This is a genomic window from Enterococcus canintestini (genome assembly GCF_001885735.1).
Classification (GTDB): domain Bacteria; phylum Bacillota; class Bacilli; order Lactobacillales; family Enterococcaceae; genus Enterococcus_C; species Enterococcus_C canintestini.
Genome location: NZ_JXKG01000001.1, coordinates 1 through 13,836 on the forward strand (window position 1 = coordinate 1; position 13,836 = coordinate 13,836).

9 protein-coding genes and 1 pseudogene are annotated in these 13,836 nt (G+C 36.5%); 9 read left to right on the forward strand and 1 reads right to left on the reverse strand.

Going from position 1 to position 13,836, the window contains the following annotated elements; translation table 11 throughout:
- From pflA to RU96_RS00015, 3 genes and pseudogenes are all read left to right on the forward strand, one after another.
- Positions 1-258 (forward strand): annotated as a pseudogene (gene pflA / locus RU96_RS00005) (pyruvate formate lyase 1-activating protein); the annotation flags it as partial.
- A gap of 337 nt (positions 259-595) precedes the next feature.
- A complete protein-coding gene (pyrG, locus tag RU96_RS00010; RefSeq protein WP_071863505.1) occupies positions 596-2,197 on the forward strand; it encodes a CTP synthase in 1,602 nt (533 codons plus the stop codon).
- 407 nt (positions 2,198-2,604) lie between these two features.
- The gene (locus tag RU96_RS00015) at positions 2,605-3,474 is read left to right on the forward strand and encodes a class II fructose-bisphosphate aldolase (RefSeq protein ID WP_071863506.1); all 870 of its coding nucleotides are present in this window, start codon (positions 2,605-2,607) and stop codon (positions 3,472-3,474) included.
- A gap of 77 nt (positions 3,475-3,551) precedes the next feature.
- Here the strand turns inward: RU96_RS00015 and RU96_RS00020 are convergent, their stop codons facing one another.
- Positions 3,552-4,403: a MerR family transcriptional regulator gene (locus tag RU96_RS00020; protein ID WP_071863507.1), complete on the reverse strand. Its 852-nt coding sequence runs from the start codon at positions 4,401-4,403 to the stop codon at positions 3,552-3,554.
- A gap of 76 nt (positions 4,404-4,479) precedes the next feature.
- Here RU96_RS00020 and RU96_RS00025 point away from each other — a divergent pair, with 76 nt between their 5' ends.
- From RU96_RS00025 to rho, 6 genes are all read left to right on the forward strand, one after another.
- A complete protein-coding gene (locus RU96_RS00025) occupies positions 4,480-6,219 on the forward strand; it encodes an ABC transporter ATP-binding protein (protein ID WP_071863508.1) in 1,740 nt (579 codons plus the stop codon).
- A complete protein-coding gene (locus RU96_RS00030; RefSeq protein WP_071863509.1) occupies positions 6,200-7,999 on the forward strand; it encodes an ABC transporter ATP-binding protein in 1,800 nt (599 codons plus the stop codon). The genes RU96_RS00025 and RU96_RS00030 overlap by 20 nt, the downstream gene beginning before the upstream one ends.
- Positions 8,000-8,242: 243 nt before the next feature.
- Positions 8,243-9,094 carry a PRD domain-containing protein gene (locus RU96_RS00035; RefSeq protein WP_071863510.1) on the forward strand — a complete coding sequence of 284 codons (852 nt, stop codon included), beginning with the start codon at positions 8,243-8,245 and terminating at the stop codon, positions 9,092-9,094.
- A 2-nt stretch (positions 9,095-9,096) separates the two neighbouring features.
- Positions 9,097-11,064 carry an N-acetylglucosamine-specific PTS transporter subunit IIBC gene (gene nagE, locus RU96_RS00040; RefSeq protein ID WP_071863511.1) on the forward strand — a complete coding sequence of 656 codons (1,968 nt, stop codon included), beginning with the start codon at positions 9,097-9,099 and terminating at the stop codon, positions 11,062-11,064.
- Positions 11,065-11,250: 186 nt separating this feature from the next.
- The gene (murA, locus tag RU96_RS00045) at positions 11,251-12,528 is read left to right on the forward strand and encodes a UDP-N-acetylglucosamine 1-carboxyvinyltransferase (protein WP_071863512.1); all 1,278 of its coding nucleotides are present in this window, start codon (positions 11,251-11,253) and stop codon (positions 12,526-12,528) included.
- A complete protein-coding gene (gene rho / locus RU96_RS00050; RefSeq protein WP_071863513.1) occupies positions 12,525-13,823 on the forward strand; it encodes a transcription termination factor Rho in 1,299 nt (432 codons plus the stop codon). The genes murA and rho overlap by 4 nt, the downstream gene beginning before the upstream one ends.
- Positions 13,824-13,836: the final 13 nt, after the last annotated feature.

Consider the following 13,836-nt stretch of genomic DNA (forward strand, 5'->3'; position numbering starts at 1 on the left):
GTGTTAGTCCCGCATCGAAGCGATTATGACGAATATTTGATTCGTTTAGATGCTTTTATTCAAACTTTACAAAATGTCGATAAGGTAGAAATCTTACCGTATCATACGATGGGCAAATACAAATGGCAGGAAATGGGATTAAAATATCCTTTAGAAGGAATTGAACCACCGGCTGAAGATCGGGTTAAAAATGCTAAAGAGCTGCTACACGTGGCAGACTATACTGGCTATAAAAATAGGAAACTACAACTGGTTTAAATTACAAAAAATGTTCAAACGATTTAAAAAGAGCCCAAATTAACTCGTTTGAAGAAATTTTTTATTACTTAAAGCGATAAAAGCAAGTGTAGTTACTCTTTATAAGAAGTGCTTTTGGAATGACCGCTAAGGGATTAAATTATTTCTTAAGATGAAAGCCTTTTATAAAAATGAGTTGTTGACAAAAGATAGTAGAGATTGTAATATCCTACTTGGGCACCCTAATTACTAGGGTCAAAGTTCTGGAAAATATGCTCCCTATTCAATTTGGATAGGGAGCTTCTTTTATTTTACAGAAGCTTTTCCTGTAAAAAAATATAGAAGGAGTTTTTAATTAATGACAAAATATATTTTTGTAACCGGTGGCGTTGTGTCGTCGATTGGTAAAGGTATTGTAGCCGCTTCGTTAGGACGTCTATTGAAAAATCGTGGTTTAAAGGTGACGATTCAAAAATTTGATCCTTACATCAATGTCGATCCTGGTACAATGAGCCCTTATCAACATGGAGAAGTTTTTGTAACAGATGACGGGGCTGAAACGGATTTGGACCTTGGTCACTATGAACGTTTTATTGACATTAACTTAAACAAATACTCAAATGTTACAACAGGTAAAATTTATTCTGAAGTTTTACGCAAAGAACGTAAAGGTGAATACTTAGGAGCAACTGTTCAAGTTATTCCTCATATCACTAATGAAATTAAAGAAAAAATTATGCGTGCAGCTAAACTTACTGATTCTGATGTAATCATTACAGAAGTCGGTGGTACTGTAGGTGATATTGAATCTTTACCATTTTTAGAAGCATTACGTCAAATGAAAGCAGATGTTGGTTCTGATAATGTCATGTATATTCACACCACGTTAATTCCGTATTTAAAAGCTGCTGGTGAAATGAAAACTAAACCAACACAACATAGTGTCAAAGAATTGCGTGGGTTAGGTATTCAACCCAATATTTTAGTTGTGCGAACAGAACAACCTGTTTCTCAAAGTACCAAAAATAAATTAGCACAATTTTGTGATGTGGCACCAGAAGCTGTGATTGAATCTCGTGATGTAGAAACTTTATATTCAATTCCTTTAGCTTTACAAGCACAAAAAATGGATCAAATTGTATGTGAACACTTGAAATTAGATGTACCAGAAGCGGATATGACAGAATGGCAAGCTTTAGAAGAAAAAGTACTAAATCTAAAGAAAACTACCCGCATTGCTTTAGTCGGAAAATATGTCGAACTGCCAGATGCGTACATCTCTGTTGTAGAAGCCTTAAAACATGCTGGTTTTGCTTTTGATTCTGATATTGCTATTGATTGGATTCAATCGGCAGATGTTAATAAAGAAAATGTTGCTGAAGTGTTAAAAGACGCAGATGGTATCTTAGTTCCCGGTGGATTTGGTGATCGCGGGGTTGAAGGGAAAATTGAAGCAATTCGTTATGCCCGAGAAAATGATGTGCCATTTTTAGGTATTTGTTTAGGTATGCAAATGGCTTGTGTAGAATTTGCACGTAATGTAGTTGGCTTAAAAGATGCTAATTCAGCAGAAACAGATCCAGATACACCGAACAATATTATCGATTTAATGGCAGATCAAGAAAATATTGAGAATATGGGCGGAACTTTACGTTTAGGTTTGTACCCATGTAAGTTGAAAAAAGGAACTAAAACAGCAGCTGCTTATGGAAATGAAGAAGTAGTGCAAGAACGTCATCGCCATCGTTATGAATTTAACAACAAATATCGTGAAATGTTTGAAGCAGAAGGCTTAGTCTTCTCCGGTGTTTCACCAGACAATCGTTTAGTTGAAATTGTTGAATTACCAGATAAAAAATTCTTTGTTGGTTGTCAGTTCCATCCTGAATTGATTTCTCGTCCAACGCGCCCACAACAATTAATTAAAGCTTTTGTGGGAGCAGCTTTGGAAAACCAATAATATTTTGGTAGTAACAAATAATTAAATTATTAAAATGAACACCTGAAATAAGTTGTGAAGATATTCTTTTCTTCAAAAGAGTAGTTTTCCATCCTAATTTCAGGTGTCTTTTTGATTTTCTTTAAGATTTAGGGCTGAAAATTAAAAAAAGTCTGTGAAATAATTTGCAGAAACGAAAAATTATCTTTGTTATCTTTTGGAAGAAAAAAGCAATTACAAAGGGGAATATAACAAAGTTTTTCAGAAAAATTATTGAAAACAGGCGCTATTTAAATTTGTGCAATCTTTTTATGAAAGAATTAATCCGTCATTTTAGTGGTAATAGCCAGAAATATTTGCTAAAATGGTAGCGTTGGTTAGGATATGCCTAACAAATAAAGTTTATCAAAACTTAGGAGGAATTTTTTATGCCAGTAGTATCAGCAGCAGAATTTCTAAAAGCAGCCCGTAAAGGTGGTTACGCTGTCGGCGGTTACAACACAAACAACTTAGAATGGACTCAAGCAATTTTGGAAGCAGCAGAAGCTAAAAAAGCACCTGTCTTAATCCAAACTTCAATGGGTGCAGCAAAATACATGGGTGGTTACAAATTAGCTGTTAACATGATCAACGACTTAGTTGAATCAATGAACATTACAGTTCCAGTTGCAATCCACTTAGACCACGGTGACTACGAAGCTGCTTTAGCATGTATCGAAGCTGGCTATACTTCAGTTATGTTCGATGGTTCTCATTTACCATTTGAAGAAAACTTGAAATTAGCTAAAGACGTTGTAGCAAAAGCACACGCTAAAGGTATCTCAGTTGAATGTGAAGTTGGTTCAATTGGTGGTGAAGAAGACGGAATCATCGGTGCTGGCGAATTAGCTGACATTGAAGAATGTAAACAAATGGTTGCTACAGGTATCGACTACTTAGCATGTGGTATTGGTAACATCCACGGTGTTTACCCAGAAAACTGGCAAGGTCTTGCATTTGACCACTTACAAGAAATCGCAGATGCTGTTGGTCATGACGTACCATTAGTATTACACGGCGGTTCTGGTATTCCAAAAGAACAAATCCAAAAAGCTATCTCAATGGGTATTTCTAAAGTTAACGTTAATACTGAATTCCAATTATCATTTGCAAAAGCAACTCGTGAATACATCGAAGCTGGCAAAGATAAAGAAGGTAAAGGCTTTGACCCTCGTAAATTATTAGCACCAGGTAAAGCTGCAATCGTTAAAGATGCTGAAGAACACATTGACTGGTTCGGTTCAGCTAACAAAGCTTAATTTGATTAAACTTTTAAACTTCAGACTATTTAGTCTGAAGTTTTTTTGTCTTCTAATTACTTTTTTACTACTTCATTTCAATCTTCTTTTTCTTTTGCCAATTTGTTTTTAACCGGAATTAAAACTTCAAAAATTTGATCTTCAGGATTTTGCGAAGCGGCTTCATCTTGCCACAATAGTTCCCAAATATCCCCATTTAAAACTAAATTATTTTCTTTTAAATAACTGCGAAAACGATTATTAAAAATATTAATCTGATGAATTTCATCTTTTATAAAACCTGAAACATAATAACCAGCAGGGCGGGTTACAATTCGCTGTTGTTTGTAAAGATGCAGACGTTCACTGGGAATTTTCACTAGCGCACGATATGGAGCGGCATGAAAATTTTCTTCATAAAAAGCTGCACCATCTACTAAAAAGCCAATGGGATAACCACTAAACAGATCACTACTATCGACGGAATTATAAAAACGACCGTAAACTTCTAGAGAATCAATATCATCAAATTTCTCAATTAAATCAGAGACCACAAAAGATTCTGCTTTTCTGTAGGCGTAGGTGATTGATTCTAAATCAAAATTTTTTAAGGTAGTATAGCGGGTAATGTAACTATCAAGGGAGTTACGGATTCGCTTAAGTTTGCTAATTTCTTCATCGACTTTTTCTTTTTGTCTTTTAAAGCCAGCCAATACAGCTGTGATATTACGGTTTTTCAAAAAAGTAGCGATTTCTTCTAAGGGCACATCGAGATTTTTTAAAAGTAAAATCACATCCAGTTCAAAATACTGGTCAATACCATAATAACGATAGCCATTTTCTCCCACTTTTTGCGGTTTAAATAGGTCAATTTGATCATAATAAATTAAAGTGCGACGACTAATCCCAGCATAATTCGCCATTTCACTGATAGTTAAATACTTTTTCATCAAAAAATTTCCTTTCGGTCTTGACTGTAACGTTACGTTACAGTTTATCCTATCACAGGAGAAGGAGGGAAAAAAGATGAAATTATTCAAGATTTTTTTTAAAGAGTACCGTAAACTATTTTTTATAACCTTCATCTTAATGATTGGACAAGCGGTGGGAACGTTAATGATTCCTTATTATGTTGCCAAAATTATCGATGAAGGAATTTTACTGCAAAATCAAACAAACATTTGGCAAAACGGTTTGTTAATGCTAGTGATTGCAATTGTGACAGGAGTAGTTGCGATTGCAGCAAGTTATTACTCGGCCATTTTGGCGGGACGTTTTGGCTATTTTTTGAGAAAAAAATTAGTCGCTAAAACCCAAAAGCTATCGTTAGCAGATATGGATGCCTTTGGGACACCAACGCTTTTGGCGCGGACAACCAGTGATATTACTAATATTCAACAAATTTTAATGATGGTTTTTCAGATGATTATTCCAGCGCCACTAATTTGTCTTGCCTCAATTGGATTAACAGGTATGATTTCATGGCAATTTGTGTGGATCCCGATTGCCTCAATCACTTTATTTTCTTTTATCGCACTGTTAGTTATAAAAAAAGCTATTCCATTAGCAGATGTGATGCAACAAAGAATGGATAAAATGATGCAGGTTTTGCGTGAATTTTATACCGGTGTGCGGGTCATTCGTGCCTTTAACAAAAACCGTTATGAAAAAGAGCGCACAGATGACACATTTAGCCGTTATGCTGCTGTAATGATTCGGGTAAATAAACTATTTGCCGTTTTAAATCCGACTGTTAATTTGGTGATGGGATTAGGCATGACAGCAGTATTAGTGTTTGGTAGTATCTTGGTTACCCAAAATACAGTGCCAATCGGTAGTTTAACCGCAATTAGTGAATACACGGTTTTAAGTCTATGGTTTTTGACGATGGCTGCAATGGTAATTGTGATGATACCAAAAGCACTCGCTTCTTTAGAACGGATTGGCGAGGTTTTAGCTGTAAATGAAGAAGTCGTCGATGGTGATTTAACTCAGTTTGTTCTGGCAGACGATAAGCCAGTTGTTTCTTTTAAACAGGTTGATTTTTCATATAGTGGTGCAGAAGAGCCAGTTTTAGCTAATATTACTTTTGATATCTGTAAAGGTGTTACTGCAATTGTAGGTGGCACTGGCTCTGGTAAAAGTACTATTGCAAAAGCACTATTGCGTTTTAAAGATACTGCTGAAGGTGAAATACTTTTTGGTGGCGTACCGATTAAAAATGTTACCCAAGAAGCACTGCGGCAAAAAATCAGTTATGTGCCCCAAAAGGCTTTCTTATTTAGTGGTACGATTTTAGATAACTTTCTTTTTGGCAATCCTAATGCGACTGAAAAGGAAATCAAAAAGGCCGCAGAAGTCGCCCAGGCAGAAGCGTTTATTCAGTCGTTACCTGAAGGATATAATGCTTTTGTGGCGCAAAAAGGCAATAACTTTTCTGGTGGTCAAAAACAACGTCTTAGCATTGCCCGTGCGCTTATAAAACCGGCAGATGTATATTTTTTTGATGATAGTTTTTCAGCACTGGATTATCAAACCGACGCAAAATTACGGCAAGCGTTAAAAACATATTTGAAAGATGCCGCAATTGTGATTGTAGCGCAACGTCTTGCGACGATTAAAGATGCCGATCAAATCATTGTATTAGATGAAGGTAAAATTGTGGGGCAAGGTAGTCATGAAACGTTACTGGCAACTTGTAGCGTATATCAAGAATTTGCTAAATCCCAGGGAATGGAGGAAAAACATGAGCACAAAGCAGTTTGACAAAAGAAGTAATGAAATGCCACAAGATCTCAAAAAAACTGGTCATCGACTATTTCGTTTGTTACTAGAGCAAAAGCACCGTTTTGTTATTATTGTTATTTCTGCTATTTTCTTTGCGGTATTAATGGCAACTACACCTTTAATTCTAGGCTGGGGATTAGATGCTATTGTTGCCTTGTTACGTGCTGGTGAAATAACGACAGCTAATTTAGTACATGTATTGTGGCAGCCAGTCTTATTATTGTTTTTAGCATGGGGTGGTATTGCCCTTTTCTCACTTTTACAAGAATACACGATGGCTAGCGTGGCAGAAACTTTAACGCTACGATTACGAAAACAGTTGACCCAGAAGCTGAATCATTTACCAATCAAATTTTTTGATCAATATCAAACCGGTGATATTTTAACACGGGCGACCCTTGATTTAGATAAGGTATCTGAAGTTTTACAAGTGGGATTGATGCAGATGATTTCTGCAATCTTATCTATTATCACAGGCCTTGGTATTATGATTTATCTTAGTCCACTACTGACCTTGGGAATTGTGATGATTTTATTACTTAGCTTAGCGCTAACGAAATTTTTAGCACAAAAAAATCAAGATTATTTTTCAGAAAATCAAGCAGCGTTAGGTGCGGTTGGAACAAAAGCTGAAGAGACGTACTCGGGAAATTTAGTTATTAAAGCTTATAATCGCCAACAGCAAATAAAAGCAGACTTAGATGAACTAAATGAAGCACAGTTTCAGGCGTTTAAAAAAGCGCAATTTGTCAGTTTTGCGATTAATCCATTGATTCGACTAATTAATCAACTAGGCTTTGTAACGAGTGCAGTTGTTGGTGGCTTAATGGTCATTAACGGTCAGTTATCAATCGGGTTAGTGCAAGCTTATTTGCAATATGTTAACCAAGTTTCTGAACCAATTACGCAAGTTTCTTATGTGATTAATAGCCTGCAAAGTGCTTTTGCCGCTTTGGAGCGCATCTTTGAAATCATTGATTTACCTGAAGAAAAAGAAAATGAGTTAAATGTTGCTGTTCCACACCAGATAAAAGGAGAAGTAGCCTTTAAACACGTCTCTTTTGGCTATACAAAAGATAAATTGTTAATGGAAGATGTTAATTTTTTTGTTAAGCCAAAGCAAATGGTAGCCATTGTAGGACCAACCGGCGCAGGAAAAACAACGATGATTAATTTATTGATGCGTTTTTATGAATTAACCAAAGGGCAAATTGAAATAGATGGAAAAAATATTCGCCATTTTTTAAGAGGAGAGATTCGCCAAAAATTCGGGATGGTCTTGCAAGATACGTGGTTATTTGAAGGAACGGTGGCAGAAAATATTGCCTATGGGAAACCAAATGCTAGTCGGGCTGAAATTATTGCTGCGGCAAAAGCGGCGCAATGTCACCACTTTATCTTAACTTTACCTGATGGTTATGACACGATAATTTCAACCGATGGCAGTCAAATCTCGCAAGGACAACAACAGCTATTAACAATTGCTCGGGCAATTCTAGCTAACCCACAACTATTGATTTTGGATGAAGCGACTTCAAGTGTCGATACCAGAACAGAAGAAATGATTCAACAAGCAATGGATCGCTTAACGGCAGAACGTACGAGTTTTGTGATTGCCCACCGTCTCTCAACGATTAAAAATGCTGATTTAATTTTGGTGATGAAAGATGGGGCGATTATTGAACAAGGCAGTCATACTAGCTTAATGCAAAAAGGGGCTTTTTACGCTGATCTTTATAATAGCCAGTTTGCTAGTTGAAAAAGTGGATGTCGCCAATTAAATTCTCTTTTCTAATTTTTATGGTCAGAATATTGAAAATTAATATTGACTTTTGCGAACGTTTTCTTTAAAATGACGAATGTAAATAATATTATTTCATGTGACTAGATAATACTAGGCGTGGAAAAGGCTTGCTTCAGGGAATATGTTGAAGCTGGTTTTTTCACGTCTTTTTTATTTTTTAGTTACAAAAATACTTTCTAAAATCTGCAGAGGTGAACTATGAAAGTTAAAAAGTTATTGAATCAAAATGCAGTCTTAATCGATGACGACGGTCAAGAAAAAGTTGCAATTGGAAAAGGGATTGGTTTTAACAAGAAGAAAAATGATCTTGTCTTTGCAAAAGAAGTCGAGCGAATGTTTGTGATGGAACCAGATACGCAGATGAAATTGCAAAATTTGCTAAATCAAATTGACGAAAAATTTTTGTTTGCAGCTGAACACATTGTCAATCATGCTGAAATGGTTTTGATGGAAAAATTAAACGAACACGTTTTAATTGCATTAACAGATCATTTGGCATTTAGTGCCGAAAACATTAGTAACGGTATTATTGTACGCAATAAACTTTTAAAAGAGATTGAGGTCTTGCATAAAGAGGAATTTGGCATTGCACAATGGGCAGTGGATTATTTAAATAGTCAGCTTGAAATTCCTTATAGCTATGATGAAGCTGGTTATATTGCAATTCATTTACACAGTGCACGAAACGGCGAAAGAAATAATCATCGTAGTATTCGTGAGGTTACAATCGTTTCAGAAATCATGAATCTAATTGCAGCCGAATTGCAAATTGATCTGTATGCAGAAGCGATGGCACTTAATTATTCTCGTTTAGCCAATCACTTACGTTTATTACTGCAACGTTATCAAAAACAACAATATGCCGTTTTAGATGATGAGATTGTTGAAATGGTTCGAGAAAAATATCCAGAGAGTTATGAAATTGCCAAAAAAGTTAGAGTAATGCTGATTAAGCGCTATCAGTTGGCAACTTCTAGTGAAGAATTAGGCTATATTGCGATTCACATTGAAAGATTGAAACGAGTAGCTCAAAAAGAAGAGGAGAAATAATAATGAAAGCATATTTACAACGAATTGGGCGTTCTTTAATGCTACCAGTCGCAACTTTACCCGTAGCTGCACTTTTTATGGGAATTGGTTACTGGATTGACCCTAGTGGCTGGGGTGGCAACAATATTTTAGCTGCTTTTTTAATTAAAGCAGGTGGCACAATTTTAGACAACTTGGGAATTTTATTTGCAGTCGGTCTAGCTTATGGGATGTCAAAAGATAAAGATGGTGCTGCTGCACTAGCCGGGTTAGTGGCATTTTTGACACCTATGACATTAGTCAATAGTAATGCTGTTGCTTTGTTTACTAAAGTTGATGTTGAAAAAGTAAACGTCGCCTTTGGTGCAATTAATAATAAAAATGTCTTTATTGGTATTTTAGCCGGCTTAGTAGCAGGGGCAATGTACAATCGCTTTAGCAGTGTGAAATTACCAATGGCATTATCTTTTTTCAGTGGTAAAAGAGCAGTTCCAATCGTGACAGCCGGTTTAATGGCAATTATTTCCGCATTATTAATTTTTATTTGGCCACCGGTTTATAATGCACTCGTTGCTTTTGGTGAAATGATTTCAAGCATGGGACCAATTGGGGCAGGGCTTTATGGCTTCTTTAACCGTTTATTGATTCCAACTGGGTTACACCATGCTTTAAACAACGTATTTTGGTTTAACTTAGCAGGAATTGATGATATTGGTAAATTCTGGGCAAGTGAAGGAACAAAAGGAATTACAGGGATGTATCAAGCTGGATTTTTCCCAGTTATGATGTTTGGTTTACCTGCTGGTGCATTGGCAATTTATCAATGCGCTAAACCTGAAAAGAAAAAAGTTACTGCATCATTAATGGTTGCTGCCGCTTTTGCATCATTTTTTACAGGTGTAACAGAGCCCCTAGAATTTTCATTTATGTTTGTGGCATGGCCTTTGTATGTGGTTCATGCAGCTTTAACTGGGATCTCAATGTTTATCGCAGCAACTTTTCATTGGACAGCGGGCTTTAATTTTAGCGCAGGATTCATTGACTTTTTCTTGAGTTTACGCGTTCCAATTGCTAATAAACCATATATGTTAATTGTCTTAGGTTTAATTATGGCAGTTGTATATTATGTAACATTTATGTTTGTGATTAAGAAATTTAACTTGATGACACCTGGCCGTGAAGAAGATGAAGAAGAAGCGACAGAAGATATTGATCAATTTGTGGCTGCTGGAGATGATAAGTTTGCTACAATTGCAAACCAAATCTACAATGCCTTGGGCGGTGCGGCAAATGTTACTTCGATTGATAATTGTACGACGCGTTTGCGTTTACAGGTAAAAGATACTGGTACAGTGGATCAAGGGAAAATTAAACGTACGGGTATGCCTGGGGTTAAAGTAATCGATGATAAAAATATTCAAGTTATCGTTGGGACAGAAGTACAATTTGTCGCAGATGAAATGACTCGTTTACATCAAGGCGGTGTGTCAAATACAACTGTGAAAAAAGAAGTACCAGTTGCAAAAACAATGACTAAAAAACAAGACATTTTTGCGATTAGTAATGGTACTGTAAAAGATATTACAAAAGTTAGTGATGATGTCTTTTCACAAAAAATGATGGGTGAAGGATTTGCTGTAACGCCAAGTGATGATGCTATTTTTACACCAGTAGCTGGTACGATTACAAGTGTTTTCCCAACTAAACATGCTGTTGGTATTAAAGCAGATAATGGCTTGGAGATCCTAGTACACATGGGAATTGATACTGTCAGTCTAAAAGGTGAACCATTTACTGTTTTTGTAACAGAAGGGCAAAAAGTTGGTCGTGGTCAAATGTTAGCTAAAATGGATTTGGCTAAAGTAAAAGCTAGTGGAAAAGATAGCGATATTATGGTAGTTTGCACCAATAGCAATGAGTTAGCCCAGCTTGATGTAGCCTTGCAAAAGGTTAATGCCAATGATGTTATTGGCACAATTGAAAGTAAATAAATTGTAGAAAAGTAAAAGACACGTTCGTTTTTGAATTCATTTCCATCATCTATTATGGAAAAGATACGAAAACTTGCGTGTCTTTTTTCTTATAAATCTTTTTAAGCTAAATGGTCCACTCTTTTGCAAAGAGCACGTCTGTGTTAAAATTAGCGAGTGTGAATAAAATAAGAATAGGTGGCTTTTATGAAAAAAATCATCATTAATGGTGGCCGTAAACTTCAAGGTGAAGTAACAATTAGTGGCGCCAAAAATAGCGCAGTCGCACTAATTCCGGCTGCAATTTTAGCAGACTCACCTGTCGTTTTAGAAGGTGTACCTGATATTAACGATGTGCATTCGTTAATGGAAATTTTAGAAGTTATGGGCGTCAAAGTCCAATTTGAAAATAATACAATGACGATTGATCCAACTGAAATCGTCTCGATACCAATGCCTAGTGGTAAAATCAATAGTTTGCGGGCTTCTTATTATTTTATGGGCGCTTTATTAGCTAAATTTGGCGAAGCTGTCGTGGGCTTACCTGGAGGCTGTTATTTAGGTCCACGTCCGATTGATTTACATATCAAAGGTTTTGAAGCTTTAGGGGCATCTGTTACTAATGAACATGGCGCGATGTATTTGCGGACTAAAAATAAAGAGTTAAAAGGTGAACGCATCTTTATGGATGTGGTTTCTATTGGTGCAACCATTAATGTTATGTTGGCAGCTGTAAAAGCCAAAGGTCGCACAATTATTGAAAATGCAGCACGAGAGCCTGAAATAATTGATGTTGCTACTTTGTTAAATAACATGGGGGCAAAAATTCGGGGAGCGGGAACTAATGAAATTAGAATTGATGGTGTCGATGAATTACACGGCTGTCGCCATGCAATTATCCCAGACCGAATTGAAGCAGGTACTTATTTAGCGCTAGCGGCAGCTTGTGGCAATGGAATTAAAGTTCATAATGTAATTTATGAGCATTTAGAAAGTTACATCGCCAAATTAGAAGAATTAGGTGTTCCAATGGAGATCAGTGAAGATACGATTGAAGTCTTCCCAGTTGAAAAATTGAATCCTGTCCACATCAAAACTTACCCTTATCCTGGTTTTGCAACTGACTTGCAACAACCTATTACACCACTACTGATTAAAGCTAACGGAACTTCTGAAATTATCGATACGATTTATTCCAAACGTATTAATCATATCCCAGAACTTGTGCGCATGGGCGCCGATGCGCAAATAGAAGGCAATATGATGATTTTAAATGGGCCAAAACAATTACATGGGGCTGAAGTTATCGCTTCTGATTTACGGGCGGGAGCATGTCTTGTAATTGCTGGTTTAATGGCAGAAGGTACCACTACCATTATGAATGTAGAATATATTTTGCGCGGCTATGATCATATTATTGAAAAACTAACAGCTCTAGGCGCCGATGTTAAAATGATAGAAACAGAACGCGAGGATCAAGCATGAAAAAAGATTATTTAACAATGGCGGAGCTAGAAAATAGCACCTTAAAAGAGATTTATCAGTATGCTAAACAATTCAAAATTCCTTATTATAGTCAAATGAATAAAAAGGAATTATCATTAGCAGTCATTCGGGCTCAAGCTGAAAAGCAAGGCTTCTTTTATATGGAAGGTGTTTTAGATATTGTCGGTCAAGACGGTTACGGCTTTTTACGCCCTATTAATTATGGCCCTAGTGCTGAAGACATCTACATTTCTTCATCACAAATTCGCCGATTTGGTCTACGTAACGGTGACAAAGTTGCCGGTAAGGCCAGACCCCCTAAAGAATCTGAACGTTATTATGGCTTGATGCATGTTGAAAGCGTGAATGGAAAAGATCCAGAAGAAGCAAAAGAACGTCCGCATTTTCCAGCTTTAACTCCTCTTTATCCCGATCGTCAAATTCAATTAGAAACCAAAACGGGTCGTTTGGCAACGCGGATGATTGATATTTTTGCCCCAGTTGGTTTTGGCCAGCGAGGATTGATTGTTGCTCCACCAAAAGCAGGTAAAACAAGCATTTTAAAAGAAATCGCCAATGGCATCACCGACAATTATCCAGACGTAGAACTAATTGTTTTACTAATTGATGAACGCCCAGAAGAAGTAACTGATTTAGAACGTAGTGTTAAAGGCGATGTTGTATCTTCGACATTTGATTTGCAACCACAAAATCACACCCGTGTATCTGAACTTGTCTTAGAACGTGCTATGCGTTTAGTAGAAGACAAACGAGATGTTGTTATTTTGATGGACTCCATTACCCGTTTAGCACGAGCTTATAACTTAGTAGTACCGCCAAGTGGACGGACATTAAGTGGGGGGATTGATCCGGCTGCTTTATATAAGCCAAAGAAATTTTTCGGTGCAGCTCGTAATATTGAAGAAGGTGGCAGCTTAACCATTTTAGCTACTGCTTTAGTCGATACAGGCAGTAGAATGGACGATGTCATTTATGAAGAGTTCAAAGGAACAGGGAACATGGAGTTACACCTTTCCCGGGAACTAGCGGAACGTCGTATTTTCCCAGCTATCGATATTAAAAAATCAGGTACACGTAAAGAAGAATTATTAATGAAACCTGAACAATTAGAAGAAACATGGAAATTGCGGAACAATATGCTAGGTGATTCATTAGAATATACCGACCAATTTGTTCAATTTTTAAAGAAAACCAAAAATAATACCGCTCTTTTCAGTGCTTTTAAAGAAGTTTCTTTTGGGAAAAAAGCACCACGAAGAAATGTAAAAAGATAATTGCATCTCTAGA

Coding starts and splice junctions, on each gene's coding strand:
- pyrG (WP_071863505.1), top strand. CDS start 596: ATGACAAAATATATTTTTGTAACCGGTGGCGTTGTGTCGTCGATTGGT.
- RU96_RS00015 (WP_071863506.1), top strand. CDS start 2,605: ATGCCAGTAGTATCAGCAGCAGAATTTCTAAAAGCAGCCCGTAAAGGT.
- RU96_RS00020 (WP_071863507.1), bottom strand. CDS start 4,403: ATGAAAAAGTATTTAACTATCAGTGAAATGGCGAATTATGCTGGGATT.
- RU96_RS00025 (WP_071863508.1), top strand. CDS start 4,480: ATGAAATTATTCAAGATTTTTTTTAAAGAGTACCGTAAACTATTTTTT.
- RU96_RS00030 (WP_071863509.1), top strand. CDS start 6,200: ATGAGCACAAAGCAGTTTGACAAAAGAAGTAATGAAATGCCACAAGAT.
- RU96_RS00035 (WP_071863510.1), top strand. CDS start 8,243: ATGAAAGTTAAAAAGTTATTGAATCAAAATGCAGTCTTAATCGATGAC.
- nagE (WP_071863511.1), top strand. CDS start 9,097: ATGAAAGCATATTTACAACGAATTGGGCGTTCTTTAATGCTACCAGTC.
- murA (WP_071863512.1), top strand. CDS start 11,251: ATGAAAAAAATCATCATTAATGGTGGCCGTAAACTTCAAGGTGAAGTA.
- rho (WP_071863513.1), top strand. CDS start 12,525: ATGAAAAAAGATTATTTAACAATGGCGGAGCTAGAAAATAGCACCTTA.